Source organism: Limimaricola sp. G21655-S1, assembly GCF_027213785.1.
Taxonomy (GTDB): Bacteria; Pseudomonadota; Alphaproteobacteria; order Rhodobacterales; family Rhodobacteraceae; genus Limimaricola.
The window spans coordinates 52242-75362 of record NZ_JAPWGO010000006.1 but is presented as its reverse complement, the minus strand read 5'-3'; the positions used below and the strand labels follow the sequence as shown (position 1 = coordinate 75362).

At 69.1% G+C, this 23121-nt stretch carries 24 protein-coding genes; 16 read left to right on the top strand and 8 right to left on the bottom strand.

From position 1 onward, the window contains the following. Positions 1-9 precede the first annotated feature (9 nt). Both O4G76_RS08120 and O4G76_RS08115 read left to right on the top strand, forming a co-directional pair. The gene (locus O4G76_RS08120) at positions 10-789 is read left to right on the top strand and encodes an SDR family NAD(P)-dependent oxidoreductase (RefSeq protein WP_269396865.1); all 780 of its coding nucleotides are present in this window, start codon (positions 10-12) and stop codon (positions 787-789) included. A 4-nt stretch (positions 790-793) separates the two neighbouring features. Next, a complete protein-coding gene (locus O4G76_RS08115) occupies positions 794-2095 on the top strand; it encodes an AI-2E family transporter (RefSeq protein ID WP_269396864.1) in 1302 nt (433 codons plus the stop codon). A 3-nt stretch (positions 2096-2098) separates the two neighbouring features. Here O4G76_RS08115 and purU read toward each other — a convergent pair whose 3' ends face one another. Then, a complete protein-coding gene (gene purU, locus O4G76_RS08110; protein ID WP_269396863.1) occupies positions 2099-2956 on the bottom strand; it encodes a formyltetrahydrofolate deformylase in 858 nt (285 codons plus the stop codon). A 156-nt stretch (positions 2957-3112) separates the two neighbouring features. Between purU and O4G76_RS08105 the strand changes: the two genes are divergently transcribed. From O4G76_RS08105 to O4G76_RS08095, 3 genes are all read left to right on the top strand, one after another. Next, positions 3113-3385, top strand: coding sequence for a hypothetical protein (locus O4G76_RS08105; RefSeq protein ID WP_269396862.1), 273 nt, complete (start codon positions 3113-3115; stop codon positions 3383-3385). Positions 3386-3494: 109 nt separating this feature from the next. Further along, positions 3495-4133 (top strand): hypothetical protein, encoded by a 639-nt coding sequence (locus O4G76_RS08100; protein ID WP_269396861.1) that lies wholly within the window; start codon positions 3495-3497, stop codon positions 4131-4133. Positions 4134-4216: 83 nt separating this feature from the next. Beyond that, positions 4217-4951: a metallophosphoesterase gene (locus O4G76_RS08095; RefSeq protein ID WP_269396860.1), complete on the top strand. Its 735-nt coding sequence runs from the start codon at positions 4217-4219 to the stop codon at positions 4949-4951. A gap of 13 nt (positions 4952-4964) precedes the next feature. Here the strand turns inward: O4G76_RS08095 and O4G76_RS08090 are convergent, their stop codons facing one another. Further along, positions 4965-7256, bottom strand: coding sequence for an FdhF/YdeP family oxidoreductase (locus tag O4G76_RS08090; protein WP_269396859.1), 2292 nt, complete (start codon positions 7254-7256; stop codon positions 4965-4967). Positions 7257-7426: 170 nt separating this feature from the next. On the opposite strand from O4G76_RS08090, the gene O4G76_RS08085 reads away from it, so the two are divergent. Continuing rightward, complete coding sequence (locus O4G76_RS08085; RefSeq protein WP_269396858.1) at positions 7427-8653, top strand: cytochrome P450; 1227 nt, start codon at positions 7427-7429, stop codon at positions 8651-8653. A 55-nt stretch (positions 8654-8708) separates the two neighbouring features. After that, positions 8709-9044, top strand: coding sequence for a hypothetical protein (locus tag O4G76_RS08080; RefSeq protein WP_269396857.1), 336 nt, complete (start codon positions 8709-8711; stop codon positions 9042-9044). 3 nt (positions 9045-9047) lie between these two features. Here O4G76_RS08080 and O4G76_RS08075 read toward each other — a convergent pair whose 3' ends face one another. Next, a complete protein-coding gene (locus O4G76_RS08075) occupies positions 9048-9734 on the bottom strand; it encodes a hypothetical protein (protein ID WP_269396856.1) in 687 nt (228 codons plus the stop codon). A gap of 510 nt (positions 9735-10244) precedes the next feature. On the opposite strand from O4G76_RS08075, the gene O4G76_RS08070 reads away from it, so the two are divergent. Further along, positions 10245-11540: an AAA family ATPase gene (locus O4G76_RS08070; protein WP_269396855.1), complete on the top strand. Its 1296-nt coding sequence runs from the start codon at positions 10245-10247 to the stop codon at positions 11538-11540. 1 nt (position 11541) lies between these two features. Beyond that, entirely contained in the window at positions 11542-12636 is a 1095-nt protein-coding gene (locus O4G76_RS08065; RefSeq protein WP_269396854.1) for a ParB N-terminal domain-containing protein, read from the top strand. 63 nt (positions 12637-12699) lie between these two features. Here the strand turns inward: O4G76_RS08065 and O4G76_RS08060 are convergent, their stop codons facing one another. The 3 genes from O4G76_RS08060 to O4G76_RS08050 form a co-directional block, all read right to left on the bottom strand. Continuing rightward, complete coding sequence (locus O4G76_RS08060) at positions 12700-13056, bottom strand: DUF2934 domain-containing protein (RefSeq protein ID WP_269396853.1); 357 nt, start codon at positions 13054-13056, stop codon at positions 12700-12702. 236 nt (positions 13057-13292) lie between these two features. Beyond that, complete coding sequence (gene queF, locus O4G76_RS08055) at positions 13293-13760, bottom strand: preQ(1) synthase (protein WP_269396852.1); 468 nt, start codon at positions 13758-13760, stop codon at positions 13293-13295. 100 nt (positions 13761-13860) lie between these two features. Beyond that, on the bottom strand, positions 13861-15267 hold the full coding sequence (locus O4G76_RS08050) for a phosphomannomutase (RefSeq protein WP_269396940.1): 1407 nt from the start codon (positions 15265-15267) through the stop codon (positions 13861-13863). A 149-nt stretch (positions 15268-15416) separates the two neighbouring features. Here O4G76_RS08050 and O4G76_RS08045 point away from each other — a divergent pair, with 149 nt between their 5' ends. The 3 genes from O4G76_RS08045 to O4G76_RS08035 all read left to right on the top strand — a co-directional run bounded on the left by O4G76_RS08045 (position 15417) and on the right by O4G76_RS08035 (position 17910). Continuing rightward, entirely contained in the window at positions 15417-16139 is a 723-nt protein-coding gene (locus tag O4G76_RS08045; RefSeq protein WP_269396851.1) for a hypothetical protein, read from the top strand. A gap of 77 nt (positions 16140-16216) precedes the next feature. After that, on the top strand, positions 16217-16711 hold the full coding sequence (locus O4G76_RS08040) for a metal-dependent hydrolase (protein WP_269396850.1): 495 nt from the start codon (positions 16217-16219) through the stop codon (positions 16709-16711). Between the two features lie 77 nt (positions 16712-16788). Further along, positions 16789-17910, top strand: a complete 1122-nt coding sequence (locus O4G76_RS08035) for a polysaccharide biosynthesis/export family protein (RefSeq protein ID WP_269396849.1) — start codon at positions 16789-16791, stop codon at positions 17908-17910. Here O4G76_RS08035 and O4G76_RS08030 read toward each other — a convergent pair. Continuing rightward, positions 17907-19253 carry a DUF2793 domain-containing protein gene (locus tag O4G76_RS08030; RefSeq protein WP_269396848.1) on the bottom strand — a complete coding sequence of 449 codons (1347 nt, stop codon included), beginning with the start codon at positions 19251-19253 and terminating at the stop codon, positions 17907-17909. The genes O4G76_RS08035 and O4G76_RS08030 overlap by 4 nt on opposite strands. Before the next feature lie 239 nt (positions 19254-19492). On the opposite strand from O4G76_RS08030, the gene O4G76_RS08025 reads away from it, so the two are divergent. From O4G76_RS08025 to O4G76_RS08015, 3 genes are read left to right on the top strand one after another with little or no spacing between them, the layout of a single operon-like run. Next, entirely contained in the window at positions 19493-20725 is a 1233-nt protein-coding gene (locus O4G76_RS08025) for a urate hydroxylase PuuD (protein WP_269396847.1), read from the top strand. Positions 20726-20778: 53 nt separating this feature from the next. Continuing rightward, entirely contained in the window at positions 20779-21027 is a 249-nt protein-coding gene (locus tag O4G76_RS08020) for a type II toxin-antitoxin system Phd/YefM family antitoxin (protein WP_269396846.1), read from the top strand. After that, positions 21024-21428, top strand: coding sequence for a type II toxin-antitoxin system VapC family toxin (locus O4G76_RS08015; RefSeq protein WP_269396845.1), 405 nt, complete (start codon positions 21024-21026; stop codon positions 21426-21428). The genes O4G76_RS08020 and O4G76_RS08015 overlap by 4 nt, the downstream gene beginning before the upstream one ends. Positions 21429-21432: 4 nt before the next feature. Here O4G76_RS08015 and O4G76_RS08010 read toward each other — a convergent pair whose 3' ends face one another. After that, on the bottom strand, positions 21433-22488 hold the full coding sequence (locus tag O4G76_RS08010) for an ornithine cyclodeaminase (protein WP_269396844.1): 1056 nt from the start codon (positions 22486-22488) through the stop codon (positions 21433-21435). A 123-nt stretch (positions 22489-22611) separates the two neighbouring features. Between O4G76_RS08010 and O4G76_RS08005 the strand changes: the two genes are divergently transcribed. Next, a complete protein-coding gene (locus O4G76_RS08005; RefSeq protein WP_269396843.1) occupies positions 22612-23043 on the top strand; it encodes an Lrp/AsnC family transcriptional regulator in 432 nt (143 codons plus the stop codon). Positions 23044-23121: the final 78 nt, after the last annotated feature.

Here is a 23121-nt window from a genome sequence, read left to right as displayed (position 1 = left end):
GAGGGGCACATGACCGAACGGCTGCAGGACAGGATCGCCATCGTCACCGGCGCTGAATCCGGAATCGGCCGGGCGACCGCCATCGCCTTCGCCCGCGAGGGCGCCGATCTGGTTCTGGCCTATCTCGAGGCCGCCGACGACGCCGAGGACACCGCCAATTCGGTGCGCGATGCGGGCCGCGCGGCGGTGACGGTACAATGCGACCACACCAGCCCCGAAGACGTGCAGCGGCTCTTTGCCGCCGCCTCGGACGCCTTCGGCGCGCCCGACATCCTCGTCAACTGCGCCGGGATGGACGCGCCCGGCGACGAGGTGGCCGAGATGTCGGACGAGAGCTGGGAGAAGATGCTCAAGACCGACCTGTTCGGCCCGTTCCTGTGCTGCCGCGCCTTCATCCATGCCCGACGCGCGGTGGGCGGCGGGGGCCGTATCGTCAACATTTCCTCGGTGCACGAGGAGATCCCCCGCATCGGCTCCGCCGCCTATGACGCCGCAAAGGGCGGGTTGCGCAACCTCACGCGCACGCTCTGCCTCGAACTCGCGCCCGACCGGATCGCGGTCAACAACATCGCGCCGGGGATGATCCTGACGGCGATGAACCAGGAGGCGATGGACGACCCCGAGCAGCTGCAAAGACAGGTGCGCAACATCCCATGGCGGCGCGCCGGCAAGCCCGAGGAGGTCGCGCATCTCGCGGTCTATCTCGCCTCACCCGAGGCCGACTATGTCACCGGCCAGACCTTCACCATCGACGGGGGGCTGTCGCTGCATGTCGGACAGGGGGCCTGAGCAGTTGAGCGAACCGCCCGCGGAGCTGGACAAGCCCTACCGCCTTGCCCACCCGGCGCTCGGGATGCTCGGCCTCGTGGCGCTGGTCCTCGTCGGCTGGGCGCTGCACGCGATGCAGCCCGTCTTCCTGCCCATCGCCTTCGCCTTCTTCCTCGCGCTGCTGCTGGCGCCGGTCGATGGCTGGGCGGCGCGGATCGCGGGGGGGCGGCGCTGGGTCGGTCATCTCGCGGCGATGACGCTGCTCGCCACGGCGATCGCGGTCTTCATCGGCGTGTTGTGGATGTCGGCGCAGCAATTCCTGACGCGGTTTCCAGCCGAGCAGGCGACCGAGGCGATGGAGCAGCTCTCGGGCGAGTCATCCGGAGAGACGCCAGATGCCGCCGGCGGCGATGACGCCGGGGACGAGTCCGGCGAAGCGGCCGGTGAGGCGGCGGCGGGCGCGACCGGGGCGGCGGTCGAAAGCGCGATCCAGGCGACACCGGGCGCCGGGCTCAACCCGACCGACAGGCCGGATCCGGCGCAGGGCGGCGGCGGCGCCGCCGACGGGCTGGTCGAGCAGATCGGCAGCCTCGCCGGTGGCGGCGGGCTCGGCGGCACCTTGATCGAGCGCGCCTCGGGGCTCGCCACCACCGTGGTCTCGACCATTTCCGGCATCGCGCTGGCGCTGGTGCTGATCTTCTTCCTGACGCTGCTGATGCTGATCGAGGCGCCGCGCTGGCACGCCAAGCTCGACGCCGCGACGCGCCCAGAAAAGCGCCGCGAGGTCGCGGGCGCGGTGGAACTGGTGGCGAAGAAGGTACGCCGCTACCTCGCGGTCCGCTTCGTTCTGGGCATCGTCACGGCGCTGCTCTACACGGGCTGGCTCTGGATCTTCGGGCTCGACCTGCTGATCGTCTGGGCCCTGCTGACCTTCGTTCTGAATTTCGTGCCCTCGATCGGCTCGCTGATCTCCGGCATCCTGCCGGTGGTCTATGCCTTCGCCACACGCGACCCCTGGACCGCGGTGATGATCGGCGCGGGGCTTCTGGTGATCGAGCAGGTGATGGGCAACTACGTCGATCCGCGCGTGCAGGGTCGGCACCTCTCGATCTCAGCGCTGGTCATCCTCTCGGCGCTCCTGTTCTGGGGCTGGGTCTGGGGCGTGGCGGGCGCGATCCTCGCGGTGCCGATCACCATGGTGGTGATGGTCGCCTGCGCCCATGTCCCGGCGCTGCGCTGGATCGCGCTCGGCCTCTCGGACGAGACCGATTACGACGGCGTCGATGCGCAGCTCGGCGCCCCGGGCGAAGCCGGGGCCGCCGACTGAGCGCTACTTGCCGAACACCACGGTGCGGCCGCCATTCACCAGCACCCGCCGGTCGAGATGCAGCGCCACGGCTCGCGCCAGCACCCGCCGCTCGATGTCGCGGCCCTTGGCGACGAGGTCGTCGGGCGTGTCGGCATGGGTCACGTGCTCCACGTCCTGGCTGATGATCGGCCCCTCGTCGAGATCCTCGGTCACGTAATGCGCCGTGGCGCCGATCATCTTCACCCCGCGCGCATGCGCCTGATGATAGGGCTTGGCGCCCTTGAAGCCGGGCAGGAAGGAATGGTGGATGTTGATGCAGCGCCCCGAGAGCCAGGCCGACATCTCGTCGCTGAGGATCTGCATGTAGCGCGCCAGCACCACCAGCTCGGCCCCCGTCTCCTCGACCAGCGCCCGGATCTCGGCTTCCTGCTGCGGCTTGGTCTCCTTGGTGATCGGCAGGTGGTGATAGGGCACCTCCTCGGGCAGCCGCACCGACAGCGCGCTCTGCGGATGGTTGCCCGCCACCGCGACGAGGTCCATCGGCATCTCGCCGATGCGCTGGCGGTAGAGCAGGTCCGCGAGGCAATGATCGAACTTGGAGACGAGGATCAGCACCTTCTGCCGATAATCCTGCGGGTTCAGCGTCCACTGCATGCCGAAGGCGGTGCCGATGCCGTCCATCTTGGCGCGGAAGGTGCCGTCGCCGCCGACCTCCTGCGGCAGCCGGAACGCCACGCGCATGAAGAAGGTGCCGGTGAGCGTGTCGTCGAACTGCCGCGCCTCGGTGATGTCGCCGCCGGTCTCGGCGAGCGCGGTGGCGACGGCGGCGACGATGCCGGGGCGATTGCGACAGGTGAGCGTCAGGATATGGGTGGTCATGGCATCTCTCGTCTTGGGCTGGCACCGCTTGTCGCGCGCTCCGCCCCCTGATGCCAGCACGCGCGCGCCGCTCCGGCGCGGTTTGGCGACATCGGAACGCGAAACCGCGGCTCCGCCGCCGCGTTGGGGAACGAAGGTTTCCGATAGGAGCACGAGATGAGCGACGCGAAGACCACCACCGACCATGACGAGATCCGCGAATGGTGCGAGGCCCGGGGCGGCCATCCCGCCCGGGTGTCGGATACCGCCGACAAGGGCGAGGGCGGCATTCTCAGGATCGATTTCGAACCCAGCGCCGAGGGGCTGGAGCGGATCGACTGGGACGACTGGTTCGCGATCTTCGAGGAAAGCAAACTGGCCTTCCTGCATCAGGATCGGGCCGCCGACGGCGCGGCGAGCCGCTTCAACAAGCTGGTGAGCCGCGACTGAGACGGGCCCCCCGCGCGGACCGACCCTGCGAAACCCGTTGCCACGCCTCGCGAAGCTCTCCTATAGGTTGCATATGGAGAGCTAGGATACGAGCGAGGCGATGTGGCGGATGGCATGGTTCTCGGACCTCGCGGAACAACGGCCCCTGATCGTCGAGCTCCTGCTCAGCTCGGCGGTCGCCGCCTTGATCGGTGCGTATTTGGCCGCGATGAGCGATCTGCCCGGATCGGTCGTGCTCTCGCGGATGAGCTTTACGTTCGCTTCGCTGCTAGTCGTCAGGGACCTCTCGCGCGGCGCCATCGCCGCTGACAGAGCCGGAGCCCCGAAGCCGCTGACCCGTTGGTGCATGGGGTTCGGGCAATGCGTTCAGTTCGCGCTCGTGCTCATGATCCTGGACGACAACACCCGGATCGGCCCGATCTGGCTGTCGGTCGTTATCCTGGTCGGCGCGCTCTCCGGCGCTTGGAACGCGGCCGATCGCGCCTTCTGGGAGGAACCGGCCACGGAGAGCGAGGTCGCCATCTTAGCTGGCGCGGGCCGCTGGGCAGTGGTGGCCATCACGATCCTCTGGGCGCCGCTCGTGATCGTATTGGCGGCGAATGGCGTAGGCATCACACCACTCGTCTTCCTGTCGCTTCTGGCGGTTGCCGCCGCCCACCCCCTGCCCCTGTCTCGTCGCGGCGGCTTTCGCGTGGGTCGCAGCCTGCTGCAACTGGCCTTGATCGCCGGCGGTCTGGTTCTGGGCTGAGTGACGGCGCGCGCCCGGCCAAGGTGTCTGGCCACGACGCCGGGCCTGTGGCGCATGGAGGTGCGGCGCGCTATCGAATGGGCATGAGCCTGTTGCCAGCCCTGACCGGACGCCGTTTCAAAGGCGGCCCCGTTGCCCCGACGACGACGGTCCATGCGATCGGCGACGTGCATGGCCGCCGCGACCTGCTGGCGCCGCTGCTGCGTCGCATCGCGCGGCGCGACGCCCTCGCGCCGATCGTGATTCTCGGCGACATGATCGATCGCGGCCCCGACAGCGCCGGGGTGCTGCGGCTGCTGCATCACTGGCGACATGACCGGGTGATCTGCCTGCGCGGCAATCACGAGCAGATGATGCTCGACTTTCTCGACGCGCCGCAGCGCAAGGCCGCGCCATGGCTGCACAATGGCGGCACCGCCACGCTGGCGAGCTTTGGCGTGGCGCCCCCCGATCTCGAACTGCCGGGCGAGGCCGCGCGCGCCGCCGCGGAACTCGCCGCAGCGCTGGGGCCGATGCTGGACTGGCTGCGCGCGGCGCCGCTGCTCTGGAGCAGCGGCAATCTCGTGGCGGCCCATGCCGGGCTCGACCCCGATCACCCGCCGGGTCGGCAGGCGGCGCAGACCCTGCTCTGGGGGCATCCCAAATTCGCCACCCTGCCCCGCCGCGACGGGCTCTGGGTGGTGCATGGCCACGTGGTCCAGGCGGCGCCGTTCGTGGAGGACGGACGGATCGCCATCGATACCGGCGCATGGGCGACGGGCCGCCTGACGGCGGCCCGGATCTCGGACGGCACGGTCTCCTTCACGACCGAGGGCTGAGCCCCGGCCGAAGTCAGGCCCTGATGCGGACCGGCACGCCCTTGTAGGCCGGGGTCTTCGACAGCTCGTCATGGTAGTCGAGCGGGACCAGCGGGTTGGTTTCGGGATAATAGGTCAGCACCGTGTCGTCGGGCAGGTCGTAGGCGATGACCCTGAGCCCGCCGACCTCGCGCGTCTCGCCATCCTCGATGGCGCAGGAGAGCGTCACCTCCTGCCCTTCCCTGAGACCCGCCCTGGCGATCATCTCGGGGTTCATCATCACCACGTGCCGGTCGGTCTTGAGCCCGCGCAGCCGGTCGTCGAAGCCGTAGATCGTGGTGTTGAACTGGTCGTTCGAGCGCACCGTGACGAGGGTGTAGCTGTCCGGTCCCGGCCCCTGCCCCAGCGCCGAGAGCGTCTCGGGTGCGGTGAAGATCGCCTTGCCGGTATCGGTCTTCCAGTGCCGCTCGCGCGCCGGGTTGCCCTTGTAGAAGCCGCCCGCCGTGAACAGCCTTTCGTTGAAATCGGTGAACTTGTCGGGATAGGTCTCCTCGATCAGGTCGCGCACGAGGGCGTAGTCGCCGACCCAGTCGTCCCATTTCACCTTGGGGTTCGGCGGCAATGTCGCCTTGGCGATCCCCGCGACGATGAAGGGCTCCGAGCGCAGCATCTTCGAGGCGGGCTCCCGCCTGCCCTGGCTGCCATGGATCATCGACAGGCTGTCCTCCATCGACACCGCCTGCGGCCCGGTCGCCTGCATGTCCATCTCAGAGCGCACGAGGCAGGGCAGCAGCCAGGCCTCCTTGCCGACCAGAGTGTGGCTGCGATTGAGCTTGGTCGCGATCTGGACGTTGATCTCCAGATCCTTCCATGCGGGGTCGGTGCGGCCCTGATCTGGGATCGCCCGGGCGAAGTTGCCCCCCAGCGACACGAAGCCCCTGACGGAGCCGTCGAGGATGCCCTGCACCGCCTCGACCGTGGTGGTGCCCTCGTCGCGCGGGCTCTTGAAGCCGAACAGCTCGTCGATCTTGTCGAGCGGCACCAGCTCGGGCTTTTCCGAGATGCCGACCGTGCGCTGGCCCTGCACGTTCGAATGGCCGCGCACCGGCGAGATCCCCGCCCCTTCGCGACCGATATTGCCGCGCATCAGCAGCAGGTTGACATACATCGCGATGTTGAGGCTGCCATGCACGTGCTGGGTCAGCCCCATGCCGTAGATGCCGATCACCTTCTCGGAGTTGCAGTACATCTCGCCGATCTCGGCCAGATCCTCGCGGCGCAGACCCGAGACGCGCTCGATATCGGCCCAGTCGATCTCGCGGATCTTCTTCTCGAAGTCGGGCCAGCCCGAGGTGTGCTGCGCGACGAAGGTGCGGTCGATGACGCCGCCGCCCTGCTCGTCATCGATCTCGAAGACGCGCTTGCACAGGCCCGCCAGCACCGCCACGTCGCCGCCGGGCTTGAGCTGCAGGTAGCGGTCCGAGATCACCGTCTCCTTGCCGGCCAGCATCTCGACCGGGTTCTGCGGGTCGCGGAAGGTGACGAGACCGGCCTCGCGCACCGGGTTGAAGGTGACGATCTTGCAGCCGCGTTTCTTGGCGGCGCGCAGGGGATGCAGGAAGCGCGGCGAGTTGGTGCCGGTGTTCTGCCCCATGAAGATGATCATGTCGCAATGATCGAAATCCGACAGCACGCAGGTGCCGACCGGGCTGCCGGTGACCTTCTTGAGACCGACGCTGGTGGTCTCGTGGCACATGTTGGAGCTGTCCGGCAGGTTGTTGTTGCCATAGAGCCGGGCGAGCAGCGCCCAGAGATAGGAGGTCTCGAGGCTGGCGCGGCCGGAGGCGTAGAAGACCACCGATTTCGGATCCTTCGCGCGGATCTCGGCCAGCTTCGCGCCGATCCCGGCAAAGGCCTCGTCCCACGTCGTCTCGACATACCTGTCGCTGGCCGGATCGTAGCGCATCGGATGCGTCAGCCTGCCCTGGATCTCGAGATCGTAATCTGACCATGTCCGCAGTTCGGACACGGTGTGGCGCGCGAAGAACTCGGGCGTGCAGCGGTCGCGCGTCAGGTCCCACAGCGTCGCCTTGGCGCCGTTCTCGCAGAACTCGGCGATATGCGGGTTCGGCGGCTTGGTCCAGGCGCAGGAGGTGCACATGTGGCCACCGGGCTTGTTCTGGCGGCGCAGCGTCTCGATCACGCCGGGATCGGGCCGCTCCTGACCCATGTGCTTGGCGACGCTCTGCAGCGAGCCCCAACCGCCCGAGGGATGCTCGTAATGCGGCAGCTCCTCGCGCTGCTGGGTTTCCTTGCGGTCGGTCATGTTCGGTCCTTCCCTCGCCGTTGCCCTGGCCATCGGCCCTTGCCTCGCCACCGGCACCCATCAGGCGATATTACAGCTCTCGGCGGACAACCGCTGTCGGATGGCGGGGTTCCGCCCGGCGCCCGGAGGGCGCGGAACCCCGCGCATCGAGCCAAGGTTTTTTCGTCACCATGCGAGACCGCTCTCTCCCCCGCCTCGTTTCGGTCGACAGCACCCTGTCGTTCCTGAGAGAGGGATATGATTTCGTGTCGCGGCGCTGCGACAGGCTCGGCACCGACGGGTTCCGGACCCGGATCATGCTGCGGCCGGTGACCTGCCTGCGCGGCCCGGCCGCGGCGCGGGCCTTCTACGTGCCGGGGCGACTTTCGCGGCGCGGCGCCATGCCGGGCGGCGTTCTGGCCCTGCTGCAGGAAAAGGGATCGGTCCAGACGCTGGACGGCGTGGCGCATCGCTGTCGCCGCCTGCTGTTCCTGTCACTGATGGCCGATGAGCGGCTGCGCATGGCACGGCGGATGCTGCGCGAGGAATGGCAGGCCGCCTCGTCCGGCTGGCACGCGCGCGAGATCGTGCTGGCCGACGAGGTCGGGCCGATCCTCACCCGCGTCGCGTTGCGCTGGTGCGGGATCGATCCGGCCGAGAACGCGCCGCAACGGCGCTGCGAGGAACTGACCGCGATGATTTCGGGCGCGGCACGTATCGGTCCCGGCCATCTGCGCGCCCGCGCGCTGCGACGCCGGGCCGAGGCCTGGGCCCGGGAGCAGATCCGCGCCGCGCGGTCCGGCGCACCGGACCCCGGAACGCCGCTCGACCGCGTGGCCCGGTATCGCGGGCCCGATGGCATCGCCCTGCCCCGCGAGGTGGCGGCGATCGAGCTCTTGAACCTGCTGCGACCGATCGTTGCAGTCGGGCGCTACGTCGTCTTCTCCGCCCATGCGATGGTGAGCCATCCCGAGGCCCGCGCCGCTCTCATACCCGACGAGATCGGGCTGCGCGCCTGGGGCGACGAGGTGCGCCGCCTCTACCCGTTCTTTCCCGTGATCGGCGGCCGGGTGATCGAGCCGTTCTCGCATGAGGGCCACCGCTTCGCGTCCGGCGACTGGCTGCTGCTCGATCTTTATGGCAGCAACCGCCACCCGGCGGCCTGGGCCCAGGCCGGACGGTTCGATCCGCGCCGGCATCTCGGCGCGCCCGCCACTTTGGGCGGCTTCGTGCCGCAGGGCGGCGGCTCAATGCGGGTCGGGCATCGCTGCCCCGGCGAGGCCCTGACCGCGGCGCTGCTGTCCGAGGCGACGGCGCTGCTGCTCGAGAGTGGGTTCGACGCGCCGCCGCAGGATCTGTCGATCCCGCGCACCGCCATACCGCCATGGCCCGCGAGCGGCCTGCGGCTCAGGCTCTGAGGAACCGCGCTGCCTCGCCTCCTGTTGAGCGGTGACATTTTCAAGGAGCCGCGACATGGCCGAGACACCGCATAGCACCGACCGTCTGCGCCACGACATCGACGAGGGCGAGGCCGGCGACAAGAAAGGTTTTCCCGATCCGGCGGCCTCGCCGCTCGGTACGGATGACGAGGCCTCGGGGTTTCCCAACACCGAAGCTCAGGTCAAGCGCGCCCAGGATGCCGAGACCGAGAACCCCGCGCGCGGTCAGGCACCCAAGGGGGCCGAGGCCCCGCGCCCGGTGAGCGCGACGTCGAAGCTGTCTGCGCGCGAGGCCAGCAACCGCACCATCCTGATCGCCGTGACAGTCGGAACGGCGGTGGTGCTGACGGTGATCGCGCTGATCATCTGAGGCTCAGCTCGCGGCGATCACCGCCACCTCGGTGATATCCTCGTCCACCGATCGACAGGCCGCGAGCAGCCGCGTCGCGAGATGCGTCTGCACATAGGCGGCGTGAAACCGGGACGGCGCGACGAGTGTCAGCCGCCCGCCCGATCTCCCGGCGCGCTCCAGCGCCCTGAGCCACGACGCGTAGGGTCCGGGGGCCTCGGCATGGAGCACCGCCTGGGCCAGGGCCCATTCGGTCCCGGCCGACAGGTCGGGCGGCGGGACCTCTCCCCTGATCGGCAGCGGCACCACCTTGCCGTCATCCTCGGAGCCTTCGAGCCGGTGCGCGAAGTCGGGGCCGACGCGGTCCCATTCGGGCCGCGTGTCGGCGAGCAGCCTCTCGATGCCGAGCCGGTATTCCGCGACGCGGCCGCGCGCGCCGGCACGGCTCAGCTCGAGCCATCCCCTGCCCCGCAGCTTGGCCATCTCGCGCTTGACGGTGCGCTCGTCCACGGACCAGAGCCGGGCGATCTCGCGCTGTCCGACGGCGAGCTCGTCGCGGCCCCAGTTGTAGCGCGCGGTGATCAGCGTCATCAGCCGCAGAGCAAGCACCTGCTCGGTCCGGCCGCCGGCGAGCGCATGCGCACCGAGGGCGGTGAGGATGTCGTATTTGCGAGCCGCCGCCCCCCGGCCCACGGCCTTTGTCGTCAACATGGCGCGCCCTGTCCTGCCGCCCCTCGAGGCGGTACCCTGAACGCCCCCGGCAGCTATGAACCGACGGCGTCTGCTCACCGGCTCGGACATCGCTCCCCAACGTCTTTCCCCGGCATGGCCTGATTTGCGTCCGGAAACACGATTCTGTCAAGCCGACTCCGGAATGGCCCTCTGCGCCAATCCAATTTCCGGATGGAAATCGGTATGTACTGGTATTGGGGGACATTCAAGGTGTCCCCTATTTGGCCGGAAATGTCCCCTAATCGGCTCAGTCTAGGGTAGGGACTGTCCCCCCTTCCCCGACCGCGTCCTCACGATCGCCCGGGCCTGGCGGCGAATCGAGAGCGCCTTGTGGCACAGGCGTTTCGGGATTCCGGCGTATTTCCGGTTTCGATCATAAATGGCTTTTCATGCGCCGCAAATCCAGCGTAGATCGTCACATCGCAAGAATTAGCGTTCCCAAGGGATCCGGTTTCGGTTCCCCGCGGGGAACCGGAGGGCAGAGACCGCATGTTCACACACACCGACCTGGCCCGGCTGCAGTCGCAGTCGCTCAAGATGCAGGGCTTCATCCGGCAGCAGACCTTCTCGCCGGAGAACGAGAAGAGCCTGCGCCGCTTCTCGAGCTGGGAGGTGGCGGAACTGATCCTCGGGCTGAACCCCTCGACATTCCGGGGCCGGCTTGCTGCTGATCCGTCGCTGCCGCAGGGGCTGGTCGAGGAGGATGGTCGCCAGCGCTGGTACTCGCTCGAAGAGATCGGCGAGCTGCGCCGGCGGCTGCGCCACAAGAACAAGCCGATGCTGCCGCCCCGTCCTGCCGGCAAGCGCGCGATCCGCGCCGCCGTCGCAAACTTCAAGGGCGGTGCCGGCAAGTCGACCGTGGCGCTGCACTTCGCGCATGCGGCAGCGCTCGACGGCTACCGAGTGCTCTGCGTCGACTTCGATCCGCAGGCGACGCTGTCGCATTCGATGGGGCTGTCGGACGTGGCCGAGGAATACACGGTCTGGGGCATCATGGCGCGCGACCTGATCCGCGAGACCGAGCGGATGAACGCCGCCGGGCGCGGTGCCGAGACCGGCACCGCCCTGCCCGAGCGCAAGCTGCCCGCCTCGGTCACCGGCATGGGGCTCAACGATCTGCGGGTCACCGACTTCATCAAGCCGACCTCATGGCCGACCATCGACCTCGTGCCCTCCTGTGCCAACGCCGCCTTCGTCGAGTTCGCCTCGGCGCAGTACCGGCATCTGAACCCGGAATGGTCGTTCTTCGCCGCCGTTGATCGTTACCTCGATCACCTGCCCGACGACGCCTACGACATCATCCTGTTCGATTGCCCGCCGGCGATCGGCTACCAGTCGATGAACGCGGTCTTCGCCGCGGACGTGCTCTATATCCCCTCGGGGCCCGGCTACTGGGAGTACGACTCCACCACCTCGTTCATCGGCCAGCTCGCCGAGGCGCTGGAGGATCTGGGCCGGTTCCGCGGTGCCGTGCCGCCGGGCACCGAGCCCGAGAAACACTTCTCCGACATCCGGTTCCTGCTGACCCGGTTCGAACCCAACAATGACCTGCACCGCGCGATGCAGCAGGCCTTTCACAAGGTGTTCGGTCCGCATGTCGCCGAGCATCCGATCGAGATGACCCGCGCGGTCGAACAGTCGGGCCGGTTCCTGAGCTCGGTCTACGAGATCGACTATCGCAACATGACCCGCGAGACTTGGCGGCGTGCCCGCGCCTCCTTTGACCGCGCCTATGACGAGTTCCGCGCCACGCTGGTGGCGGCATGGGACAAGCTGGAGGACTGAGATGGCCAAGAAACGCAGCGTCTTCGACATCGACTTCACGCCCGACGCGCCGGAGCCGGACCGGTTCCCCGCGGGGAACCCCACGCCGCAGCCGGAACCCGAGCCGCAACAGGCGGCGCCGCGGCGCGGGCCGATGGCCTCGGCGATCACCGAGACCGCCGAAGCGGCGCGTGGCCGAGCCGAAGCCGAGGCCGCGATCCGGGCCGAGAACGACCAGCTGGCGCATGAGCATGTGCGGCTCAAGAAGCTCGGCTTGATCACCGACCTGGTCGCGATTGACGCGGTCAGGACCTCGAAACTGGTGCGCGATCGCGCGAAGACCAAGGATCTCGAGATCGAGGAGCTGAAGCTCTCGATTCAGGATATCGGGCTGTCGAACCCGATCCGGGTCGAACAGGACGGGCAGGGCGGTTACGAGTTGATCCAGGGCTATCGCCGGCTCTCGGCGTTTCGGGAATTGCTGGAGCAGACCGGCGACCGGCGTTATGCGAAGATCCCGGCCGCGATGGTTCCCCGCGGGGAACCGGTGCGCGATCTCTACCGCAAGATGGTCGATGAGAATCTGGTGCGGAAGGACATCTCCTTCGGCGAGATGGCGCAGCTGGCGCTGAGCTATGCCGAGCAGACCGGGATCACGCCGCATGATGCGGTGTCGGAACTCTATGCCTCGGCCCTGAAGCAGAAGCGCAGCTATATCCGCAGCTTCACCCGGGTGCTCGAAGGTGCCAAGGGCAACATCCGCCATCCCGAGGCGATCCCGCGTGCGCTCGGTCTGGAGCTGTTCAAGATCGTCGATGCCGACCCGATGCTCGGTGACGAGATGATCGAGATGCTGGCGCGTGCGCCGGAACGCGACGCCGAGGCCGAGATCGCGGTGCTCAAGGATTTCGTGCACCGCGCCCCGAAGATCGTGAAGCCGCGCCCGAAATCGGTGTCGAAGACTATGCTACGGCTGCCGCGCCCCGAGGGCGAGGCGAAGATCGCGGCCTCCGACGGACGGGTCGAGCTGCGACTGGCGCGCGATTTCTCGGCGCTCGACCGGGCCCGGCTGCAACGCGCCTTCGAGGCCTTCTTCGACGCGCTGGACGCCAAATGAAAAAGGCCGGTTCCCCGCGGGGAACCGGCCTGTAATCGCAAATATCCCTTGGGATATAGGAGCTTAACCCTCGCCCTCCGGTTTCGCGCTCTTCCGGGCCCGTGGCTTTCGCGGGGTCGTCGCCTTGGGCGCGGTCTTGGTCGCCTTGGACGGGCTGGCATCAGCCGCCTTGCTCGTTGCCGGTTTGCGCGGGGCCCGGGTCTTCTTCGGTTTGGCGGGGGCCGCGTCGTCCCCGCCCGTCGCGTCGGATGGGCCGGTGCCGCCGGTCGCGCCGCTCGCCGACCCTTCGCTGCGCATCTCCGCGTCGATCTCGGCCTCGGCCTCTTGCCAATGCGCGTCGTGCTGTCCCTCGGGAAAGCCGTCGCGCTCCCACATCTCGTAGGCGCGCTTGCGGATCCGCTCTTCGCGATCGTCAGCCATGTCGTTACTCCCTTTCACAGAGCCGCCTGTTCCCACCCGGCCATGCGACCCGCCACGGGGGGGCCATATGTTCGGGCCTTATCTCTCTCGCGGGGGGCATGGGCCACCCCGGCGCGCTTCGGTGCCATGACGCCCATGTCATGCCGCAGTCGCAGAATAACCGTCGCGCGATGTTCCGAAGAATGCCAGAGGCGCCTTACGTTAGGTCAGTAATGTGCGCTAGCGTACGAAGGTGATCAGCCGCGACCGCGATAGCCCGGTACGCCCGCATCGGGGATCCAGACGCCCTTCGGCGGCTCCCCGGTCTGGTAGAAGACGTCGATCGGAATGCCGCCGCGCGGGTACCAGTAGCCGCCCAGACGCAGCCATTTCGGCGAAAGCGTGTCGACCAGCCGCCGGCCGATCGAGACGGTGCAGTCCTCGTGAAAGGCGCCGTGGTTGCGGAAGCTGGTGAGGAACAGCTTCAGCGACTTGCTCTCAACGAGCCAGTCGCCGGGCACGTAATCGATCACCAGATGCGCGAAATCGGGCTGGCCGGTCAGCGGGCAGAGCGAGGTGAACTCGGGCGCGGTGAAGCGCACCGCGTAATCGACGTCGGATTGCGGGTTCGGCACGCGTTCGAGCACCGCCTCCTCGGGGGATTGCGGCTGCGCGGTCTGGCCGCCGAGCATGGTCAGGCCGTCATAGATGGACTTGTCGGACATGGGGGAACTCCTGCTGTCTTGCCCGCACGATATGGGGGCAGGGGGGCGCTCCGCCTAATGCCGGGCCATGCGCGGCCCGGCAAGTCCCCCGGAGCCGAACTCAGGCGCGCGCGCCGAGCCTCTCGGCGAGGCGGTTCATGTGGGCCTCCAGAAGCGCCCGCGCCCGCTCGGCGCTGTCGGCCTCGGTATAGAGCCGGCATTCGGGCGCGTTGCCCGAGGGGCGCAGATGCACCACCTCGCCATTGGCGAAACCGATCCGCAGACCGTCGGTCTCGTCGATCCCGGCCTCGTCGCTGCCGGTATCGAAGAACGCGGCCCGCTCATCGGCGCTGGCCCGAAGTGCCTCGATCAGCGCCATGGACCGATCCGACGGGATCTCCTGCACCCGGTCGGCGGCGGTAAAGCGCGGCGGCAGCTGCGCCGCCAGCTCCTCGAGGCCGCACCGCTTGGCCCGCGTCGCGGCCAGAGGCGCCACGATCGGCAGCACCGCGTCGCGGGTCATCAGCGGCGCGATCGCGCCCTCGGGGCCCCGCGCCTCGAAGCCGAGCAGGAACCCGCCATTGGCTTCGTAGCCCACCACCTGCGCGGCGGAATCCTCCGCAAGGGCCTCCTCCATCCCGGCGATCACGAAGGGCGAGCCGATCCGGCTGCGTCGCACCTCGAAGCCCTCCATCGCCTCGACCAGCGTGTTCGACGAAACCGGCGACACGACGATCCGCGCGCCCAGAAGCTGCGCGGTGAGCGGCCCCAGCACGTCACCGGGCACCAGCGCACCGCGCGCGTCGGTGACCATCGGCCGGTCGGCATCGCCATCGGTCGAGACGATCGCGTCGAGCCGATGCTCGGCGGTCCAGTCCGCGAGCCTCTGGCGGGTCTCGGGGTCCACGGCCTCGGTATCGACTGGGATGAAGCTGTCGGATCGGGCGATCCGCACCACCTCGCCGCCGAGCGCGGCGACGATCTCGGCCAGGGTATCCCGCGCGACGCTGCTGTGCTCGTAGACGCCGATCCGCAGCCCGGACAGCGCCTGCGGGCCGAAACCGTCGCGGTAGCGCGCGACGTAGCGCGCGGCGCAATCGGCGTCCCGCTCGAGCGCGCCCTCGGTGGCGGCGTCGGGCGCGCCGCCCTCGTTCAGCGCGGCGAGGATCGCGGCCTCGTCGGTCTTGGCGATCTCGCCGGAGGGGAGGTAGAACTTCAACCCGTTGCGGTCGGCCGGAATGTGGCTCCCGGTGACCATCACCGCCGCATGGCCGCGCGCCATCGCCGACATCGCCAGCGCCGGGGTCGGCACCGCACCGCAATCGACCGCCAAGAGCCCCGCGCCGCGGATCGCCGCGCTCACCGTGGCGGCGCTCCGCGGCGAGCTGTCGCGCAGGTCGCGGCCGACATGCACCGCGCCGCCATGCGGGCAGGCCGCGAGGAAGGCCCGGACATGCGCATGGACGAGGTCATCGGTGAGATCGGTGACGAGGCCACGCAGGCCGCTGGTTCCGAATTTGGGAGGCATGTCCATCCTGCTCATGCTGCGAGAAATCGCGGCGACTATGTCAGCAGGGCGGGGGGCGGACAACCTCTGGCTGTGCGCGCCAGTCGCCGGGGAACGAGAGGCCGGGTCTGGCGATTGGTCCGCGAAGAGCCTTTCGAAGGAGCATGACGATGCACAAAGCGACCTTCCTCGCCCTCGGTCTCATGACGGCGATGCCGACCGTCATGGCCGCCCAACCATCCTTCGACTGCGACGACGCGCGCACCGCCACCGAGCGGACCATCTGCGCCTCACCCGGGCTGGCCGAGCTCGAACAGCGCATGGTCGGCGTCTATGGCCAGCTCGTCGACCGGATCGGCGAGACCGAGGCACGGCGCATCGCCGACATCCAGCTCGAACGGCGGCAGGCCTGCGAGGGCGACGCCGCCTGCATCGAACGCCAGCTCCTGACCTCGATCGGCATCTTCAGGGCCGAGGGCCAGGCCGCCATCGCCGCCGAAGGCGGAAACGACGAGGTGCTGAACGATTTGCGCGCCGCGCTGGGTCGCGAGGACGCCGCGCCAGCCGCGGCGCCGCCGGAGAACGGGCAGGACGAGGACGAGACCAGCCGCGCCGAGGAGCGGGCGCGTGGCATCGCCGAGGGTTTCGCCCGGCTGCCCGAATACCGCCGCCGCAACGTGCAGGGCCGGCTGCGCGACGCGGGGCTGCTCTCGGGGCCCGTCGACGGGGTCTGGGGACCCGGCAGCGCGGCCGCCGTCGAGGCGCTGCTTTCGACGGCGCGCGAGAGCGGGCGCAATTTCCCGGTCCAGCGACCGGAGGGCGCCGACGCGCTCTACCGCTTCATCGACAGCGACCCGTTCTATTACGAGTACATTCCCGCCGACGCGCGCTGACGCGGCGGTCCGCTGGCCTTCTTCGCCACAGCCGCTACATGGGGCCATCCGGCGGAACGAAAAGGGAATCGGCGGCGATGATGGGACGCACGCATCTGGCGCTCGGCGCGGTCGCGGGGGTGCATCTGGCCGCCGCGACGCCGCGCCTCGGCCTGCCGATCATGGCGGCGGCGCTGATCGGTGCGATCCTGCCGGATGTCGATACGCCCTACAGTAAGCTCGGTCGCAGGCTCTGGCCGCTGTCGCGGATCATCCTGATGACCTTCGGGCATCGGGGCGGCACCCATTCGGCGGTGTTCCTGATCCTCGCGACGGCCGCGATGTGGATCGTCTCGCCGCCGGTGGGGCTGGCATTCGGCGCGGGAATCGCGACCCATCTCGCGGCCGATGCGGTCAGCTTCGGACATGGCACCCGCTTCACCGTGCGCGGCGCCGGCGTGCCGCTGCTCTGGCCGCTCAGCGAGCGCAAGGCCGGTCTGCGATTGATCAAGGTCAACGGACCCTTGGAGAACCTCGTGATCCTGCCCTGGGTAACCCTCTATGCCGTGCAACTGGGCTGGGGTCTCGTCTGATGCGCGCGTGCGGTGTTTCCTTGGGCACCCTGCTGCGGTAGGTTGGCGCAAAACAAGGCAGGCAACGGATCATCGGCATGGCATCAGCGCGTCTCCCCGTCCTGTTCGGGCTCGTCCTTCTATTGGCGGCCTGCGGCTCCCTGCCGCGCGGCGCGGCGCTGCGCAGCGAGATCCTGCAGACCCAGACCCTCGGCGCGGAACAGGTGCGGGACTTCGAGGTCGCGCCGGTGACCCGGGCCTTGCTGCCGGTCTACGCGGCCTGGCCCGGCAATGGCGGCACCGGGCATTCCTGGATCGAGCGGGTCGACCAGCCGCAGACCCGGATCATCGCGCCCGGCGACAGCCTCAGCATCACCATCTGGAGCACCGAGGAGAACGGCCTGCTGACCGCCCCGGGGCAGCGCTTCGTGTCCCTGCCCGAGCAACGCGTCGGCGCCAACGGCACGGTGTTCCTGCCCTATGTCGGCACGATCAAGGTGTCCGGCATGAGCCCCGAGACCGCGCGCGACCGGGTCGAGGCGGAATATGCCGATGTCACGCCATCGGCGCAGGTGCAGCTCGGCTTCGCAGAAGGCCGACAGAACACGGTCAGCCTCGTCGCCGGCGTGGCGCAGCCCGGCAGCTACCCGTTGCCCGACAACGACTTCACGGTGATGGGGCTGATCGCCGAGGGCGGCGGCGTCGACAAGAGCCTGCGCAACCCGCAGATCCGGCTGACCCGCGACGGCCGCATCTACGGCACCTCGGTCGAGCGGCTGCTCGACAACCCGCGCCTCGACACCACGCTCAAGGGCGGCGACAAGATCCATGTCGAGGCGGACGACCGCAAGTTCCTGTCGCTCGGCGCGGCGGGCACCGAGTCCGTGCATTACTTCACCGAGGACCGGCTCGACGCGCTCGAGGCGATGGCGATCATCGGCGGCGTCTCCGACAGCCGCGCCGATCCGGGCGGCATCCTGGTGCTGCGCCGCTATCCGGCGCAGGCGGTGACGCCCGGCGCCGGGGGACCGGATCAGAGCCGGGTCGTCTTCACCATCGATCTGACCTCTGCCGACGGGCTGTTCAGCGCGGGCGAATTCGAGATTCTGCCCGGCGACCTCGTCTATGCGACCGAGAGCCCGGTGACCTCGGCGACGACGATCTTCGGCCTGCTCGGCACCAGCCTCGGGCTGGCGAGCCGGGTCGGCGTCAGCTTCTAACCGCCGGTCCAACGACCGATCGCCAGAAGCCGCAGCCCCGCCACCTGCGCCCCGGCCGCGAAGCCGGAGGCGCCCGCGACGCGGGGCAGTCGCAGCGCCGCCGAGGCGCTGCCGGTCTCCTGCATCAGCCCGCCGATATCGCCGGGGGCGAGCCCGGCATAGGCCGACTCGGCCCCGGGCAGCGTCGCGCTGACCTGCGGCATCGCGGCGAACGGAGCGGGAAAGCTCCAGACATGCTCCAGCCGCTCGGTCGAAACCCGGGCGAAGAGCGCCTCGTCGCACCAGGCGATCTGGGTCCCGTCGGCGAGGCGCAGATAGCTGCCGCCCGGCGTGGTCCCGGTCTCGAACACCGCGCCGCTCGGCAACCCGTCGCTCAGGCCCACCGGGCCCAGCAGGTCGGCCTGACCGATCTCCCGGCGCCAGCCCTGCCAGACCCCGCCCGCCCGGGCGCGGCGCCAGGCCCGCCCGGTGGCGGTTTCGCACAGGCGCTGCGCCACCTCCTGCGGCCCATGCGCCGAGACCGTGAGGATGGCCGGGCCGCTGCTGCCCGCCGGTGCGGCGGGCGCCGGCAGGTCCATCGCATAAAGCCCCGAGGCGAGGGCCGCATCGGCGTCGCCCACGCGTGGTGCCGCCGTCGCGCCGAGGCCGAAACCGCCCACCGCCACGAGCCGCCCCGGCGCCGCGTCGAGCGGGTCAGACTGCACCGCCGCGCCGGAGGCGCGCCCGTCGGCCGAGGAGAGCCGCAGCGCGGTGGTCCAGCCCGACCCGTCGCCGCTGGTCTTGATCGAGAAATCGGCCTCGCCGGCGAGCCCCATCTCGGCCCCGCCCGCAAAACCGGTCTGGAACAGCAGCGACGCGGTGTCCGACGCGCCGGCGCGATTGAGCTTCAGCCGGTGCCCCGCGCCATCGTGGTTGAGAAGCGTCGAGGGCGCCGAGACGCTGAGCCGATCATTCGCATCCGCCCCGGCGTTGAGGCCGAGGCGCGCCGCTTCGAACGGTCGCTCGGCCTGGCTCTCCCAGCCATCCGCGCCGAAGATCAACTCGGTCGCCTCGGCGAGGCAATGGACGCGCCAGCCGGGCAGGGGGGTCTCGAACAGCCAAGCGCGGCCATCCCAGATCGCGATGCGGCCCGATTGCCCGGCCCAGTCGCCGGTGGCGCCATCGGCCACGATGTGGCGCGCGCTCGTCTCGGGGGCGGATGGCGGCGCGCCGCGGTCGCGATCCGCCACGACCGGCTGCACCAGCGCGTCGAGGCGCTGGATCGCCTCGTTATGGGTGACGTGCTTCTGCGCCTGCCCGGGCTGGATGTAGGGCAGCGACAATATGGCCGAGATCTGGGGCATGGCGTCCTCTTTGCGCGGGGCGTGGCATCGGCGCGAGCATAGGGGCGGGGTCGCAACGCCCCGTGACCGGGGCGTGCGTTGCGCGGTCGCGCGCCGCCAAGGCGGAACGCCCGATTAGCGGGAACGGGCCGGGCGGCGCGGGATTGTCCGGTTTCGTTTGAAACTGCTCTGCCGCGCCATGGCTTGGCGTCGCGCGGCGCCTCTCGCTAGAGTGGCCCTCGCCATAACGAGAGGACGAGATGCACGATTTCGCAATCCTGTGGGACTGGGCCGGCTTCGCCGTGCGCTGGCTTCACGTCATCACTGCCATCGCCTGGATCGGCTCGTCCTTCTATTTCGTGGCGCTCGACCTCGGCCTGAGAAAGGCCCCCGACCTGCCGCCCGGCGCGCATGGCGAGGAATGGCAGGTGCATGGCGGCGGTTTCTACCACATCCGCAAATATCTCGTGGCGCCCGACGCGATGCCCGAGCATCTGACATGGTTCAAATGGGAGAGCTACGCGACCTGGCTCTCGGGCGCGGCGCTGTTGATGATCGTCTACTGGGTCGGCGCGGAGCTGTACCTGATCGACCCGTCCCGCGCCGATCTCGCGGTGTGGCAGGCGATCGCGCTCTCGGCGGGCTCGCTGACGATCGGCTGGCTGGTCTATGACCGGCTGTGCAAGTCGGGGCTGGGCGAGCGGCCGACGCTGCTGATGGTGCTGCTGTTCGCGCTGCTCGTCGCGATGAGCTGGGGCTACAACCAGGTCTTCACCGGCCGCGCGGCGCTTTTGCATCTCGGCGCCTTCACCGCGACGATCATGACCGCGAACGTGTTCCTGATCATCATGCCGAACCAGCGCATCGTGGTGGCCGACCTGAAGGCCGGGCGCAAGCCGGATCCGAAATACGGCAAGATCGCCAAGCTGCGCAGTACGCACAACAACTACCTGACCCTGCCGGTCGTGTTCCTGATGCTGTCGAACCACTACCCGCTGGCCTTCGCCACCGAGTATTCTTGGATCATCGCGTCGCTGGTGTTCCTGATGGGCGTCACGATCCGGCACTACTTCAACACCATGCACGCCACCGGCAAGGGGCCGCACTGGACTTGGGGCGTCACCGTCATCCTGTTCCTGATCCTCGCCTGGCTCTCGACCGCGCCGATGTGGGGCAGCTACGAGGAGGCCGAGGCCCGGCCCATGACCGCCTACGAGCAGCGCTTCGCGGAGGCAGAGGGCTTCCACGAGGCGGAGCAGATCGTGGTCGGGCGCTGCTCGATGTGCCACGCGCGCGAGCCGGTCTGGGACGGTATCCGCTGGGCCCCCAAGGGGGTGGTTCTGGAGACGCCGCAAGACATCGCCCAGAACGCCCGCGCCATCTACCTGCAGGCCGGGGTCAGCCACGCGATGCCGCCCGCCAACGTCACCGACATCTCCGAGGAGGATCGCCGCGCGCTGATACGCTGGTTCAAGGCGGGGCAGGGGGCTTGAACCACGCCGCACATACTCCTATCTAGACAGGTATCTAGACAGGAGTTGCGGTTATGTGGAGCCTCCAGGACGCGAAGAACCGGTTCAGCGCGGTGGTGGATGCGGCCCTCGCCGGCGCCCCGCAGGAGGTGACGCGGCGTGGCAAGCCCGCCGTGGTGGTGCTGTCGGCCGCCGAATATGCGCGTCTCGTCGCGGCGGCGGGCGCCGAGCGTGGCAGCTTCGCCGAGCACCTTCTCGATTTCCCCGGCATGGAGAACGGTACGGAGCGGCCGCAGGCGCGGCCACGCGACGTGGCGTTTTGATCTATCTTCTCGACACCAACGTGATCTCGGCGGTGCGGCGCTCGGGCCGCGCCCCCGCCGTCGCGGCGTGGCTTCGGGCGCAGCCGGAAGAGGCGCTGTTTCTCAGCGCCGTGACCTTGGGCGAGATCGAGCGCGGCATCGCCCGGCAGGAGGACCGCGACCCGGGCTTCGCCGCCGATCTGCGCGGCTGGCTCGACCGCACGACGCGGCTGTTCTCCGATCGCATCCTGCCCTTCGGGCCCGAAGAGGCGCGGATCTGGGGTCGGCTCTCGGCCGGGATCGGCCATGGCGGCGCCGACCTGATGATCGCCGCCACCGCGCTGGCGCACGGGGCGACGGTGGTCACCGGCAACGTCTCGGATTTCGAGCCGACCGGCGTGGCGATCCTCGACCCGTTCTGACGCCTCAACCCTTGGCGCGGCGCACCATGCCGTAGAGGTCGCGCGTGTCGTCGGGATCGGCGAGCAGGTCGAGCATCGTGTAATGCCCGGTCCGGTCGAGCTGATCGCGCACGTAGCGCAGCGCCGAGAAATCCTCGGTGGCGAAGCCGACGCTGTCGAACAGCGTGATTTGGTCGGGCGCGCGTCGGCCCTCGGCCTTGCCGGTGATGACCTGCCACAGCTCGGTCACCGGGTGATCGGGGTCGAGCTGCTGGATCTCGCCCTCGATCCTCGTCTGCTCGGGATACTCCACGAAGATGTCCGAGCGCAGCAGGATTTCGCGGTGCAGCTCGGTCTTGCCGGGGCAGTCGCCGCCGATGGCGTTGATGTGCACGCCGCGCCCGACCATGTTGTCGGTCAGGATCGTGGCATACTGCTTGTCGGCGGTGCAGGTGGTGATGATCTCGGCGCCCGCCACCGCCTCTTCGCCGCTGTCGCAGGCGGTGATGTCGAGCCCGCTATCGGCGAGGTTGGCAACCGCCTTCTTCGTCGCCGCCGGGTCGATGTCGTAGATCCTGACCTTCTCGATGCCGAGCATCTCCTGGAACGCCAATGCCTGGAACTCGCACTGCGCGCCGGCGCCGATCATGGCGAGGGTCTTCGCCCCCTTGGGCGCGAGGTGCCGCGCGGCCACGGCCGAGGTGGCGGCGGTCCTGAGCGCGGTCAGCACCGTCATCTCGGACAAAAGGATCGGGTAGCCATTGTCCACCCGCGCCAGCACGCCGAAGGCGGTGACGGTCTGGAACCCGCGCTTGAGGTTCGAGGGGTGGCCGTTGACGTATTTGAAGCCGTAGGTCTCGCCATCCGAGGTCGGCATCAACTCGATCACCCCTTCGGGCGAATGGCTGGCCACGCGCGGCGTCTTGTCGAACAGCTCCCAGCGGCGGAAATCCTCTTCGATGTAATCGGCCAGCTCGGCCATCATCCGGCGCGGCCCGATGCTGTTCACCATCTCCATCATTTGGGCCACCGAGACGAAGGGCACCATGGCGAGCTTGGACGGGGCGGGGGCGTCGGTCATCTGTCACTCCAATGCAGCGGTTATGCCCGATCCTGTAACATTCCTCGGGTGCTGGGGAGGGGGCGGATTGCGCATGACGCGCGGTTCTTCCTACAATCTGTCAAATCAACCGACGAAATGCGCATGACCCAACTCGACCCGACCGATCGCCGCCTGCTGGCGCTGCTGCAGCAGGACGCCCGCATGCCCGTGGTGGCGATGGCCACCGAGCTGGGCCTGTCGCGCGCCACGGTGAGCGCGCGGATCGAACGCCTGTGCCGTGACGGCGCGATCCGCCGCTTCACGGTCGAGTTGGGCGCCCCCGATGCCGACGACCTCGTGCGCGCGGTGATGCTGATCGAGCTTCAGGGCCCGCAGGCGCGTGGCGTCGCGGCACGGCTGCGGCGGATGCGGCAGGTGGCCGAGCTGCATTCGACCAACGGCGCCTGGGATCTCGTCGCGCGGATCGAGGCCGCCTCTCTGGCCGAGTTCGACCGGGTTCTCGGCGACATCCGCGAGATCCCCGGCGTGCTCAATTCCGAAACCTGCCTGCTGCTGAGCCGGGCCGGCGGCTGAACCAGAGGGCGCCGCGAGCCTCCCCGCCGGCGCCGCTCTCGCGATCGTGTCGCGCCCCTTGCCAATGCCGCCGCCCTG

Excerpts from the sequence above, each read along its gene's own strand:
- O4G76_RS08120 (WP_269396865.1), top strand. The coding sequence starts at position 10 with ATGACCGAACGGCTGCAGGACAGGATCGCCATCGTCACCGGCGCTGAA.
- purU (WP_269396863.1), bottom strand. The coding sequence starts at position 2,956 with ATGACCACCCATATCCTGACGCTCACCTGTCGCAATCGCCCCGGCATC.
- O4G76_RS08105 (WP_269396862.1), top strand. The coding sequence starts at position 3,113 with ATGAGCGACGCGAAGACCACCACCGACCATGACGAGATCCGCGAATGG.
- O4G76_RS08100 (WP_269396861.1), top strand. The coding sequence starts at position 3,495 with ATGGCATGGTTCTCGGACCTCGCGGAACAACGGCCCCTGATCGTCGAG.
- O4G76_RS08095 (WP_269396860.1), top strand. The coding sequence starts at position 4,217 with ATGAGCCTGTTGCCAGCCCTGACCGGACGCCGTTTCAAAGGCGGCCCC.
- O4G76_RS08090 (WP_269396859.1), bottom strand. The coding sequence starts at position 7,256 with ATGACCGACCGCAAGGAAACCCAGCAGCGCGAGGAGCTGCCGCATTAC.
- O4G76_RS08085 (WP_269396858.1), top strand. The coding sequence starts at position 7,427 with ATGCGAGACCGCTCTCTCCCCCGCCTCGTTTCGGTCGACAGCACCCTG.
- O4G76_RS08080 (WP_269396857.1), top strand. The coding sequence starts at position 8,709 with ATGGCCGAGACACCGCATAGCACCGACCGTCTGCGCCACGACATCGAC.
- O4G76_RS08075 (WP_269396856.1), bottom strand. The coding sequence starts at position 9,734 with ATGTTGACGACAAAGGCCGTGGGCCGGGGGGCGGCGGCTCGCAAATAC.
- O4G76_RS08070 (WP_269396855.1), top strand. The coding sequence starts at position 10,245 with ATGTTCACACACACCGACCTGGCCCGGCTGCAGTCGCAGTCGCTCAAG.
- O4G76_RS08065 (WP_269396854.1), top strand. The coding sequence starts at position 11,542 with ATGGCCAAGAAACGCAGCGTCTTCGACATCGACTTCACGCCCGACGCG.
- O4G76_RS08060 (WP_269396853.1), bottom strand. The coding sequence starts at position 13,056 with ATGGCTGACGATCGCGAAGAGCGGATCCGCAAGCGCGCCTACGAGATG.
- queF (WP_269396852.1), bottom strand. The coding sequence starts at position 13,760 with ATGTCCGACAAGTCCATCTATGACGGCCTGACCATGCTCGGCGGCCAG.
- O4G76_RS08050 (WP_269396940.1), bottom strand. The coding sequence starts at position 15,267 with ATGCCTCCCAAATTCGGAACCAGCGGCCTGCGTGGCCTCGTCACCGAT.
- O4G76_RS08045 (WP_269396851.1), top strand. The coding sequence starts at position 15,417 with ATGCACAAAGCGACCTTCCTCGCCCTCGGTCTCATGACGGCGATGCCG.
- O4G76_RS08040 (WP_269396850.1), top strand. The coding sequence starts at position 16,217 with ATGATGGGACGCACGCATCTGGCGCTCGGCGCGGTCGCGGGGGTGCAT.
- O4G76_RS08035 (WP_269396849.1), top strand. The coding sequence starts at position 16,789 with ATGGCATCAGCGCGTCTCCCCGTCCTGTTCGGGCTCGTCCTTCTATTG.
- O4G76_RS08030 (WP_269396848.1), bottom strand. The coding sequence starts at position 19,253 with ATGCCCCAGATCTCGGCCATATTGTCGCTGCCCTACATCCAGCCCGGG.
- O4G76_RS08025 (WP_269396847.1), top strand. The coding sequence starts at position 19,493 with ATGCACGATTTCGCAATCCTGTGGGACTGGGCCGGCTTCGCCGTGCGC.
- O4G76_RS08020 (WP_269396846.1), top strand. The coding sequence starts at position 20,779 with ATGTGGAGCCTCCAGGACGCGAAGAACCGGTTCAGCGCGGTGGTGGAT.
- O4G76_RS08010 (WP_269396844.1), bottom strand. The coding sequence starts at position 22,488 with ATGACCGACGCCCCCGCCCCGTCCAAGCTCGCCATGGTGCCCTTCGTC.
- O4G76_RS08005 (WP_269396843.1), top strand. The coding sequence starts at position 22,612 with ATGACCCAACTCGACCCGACCGATCGCCGCCTGCTGGCGCTGCTGCAG.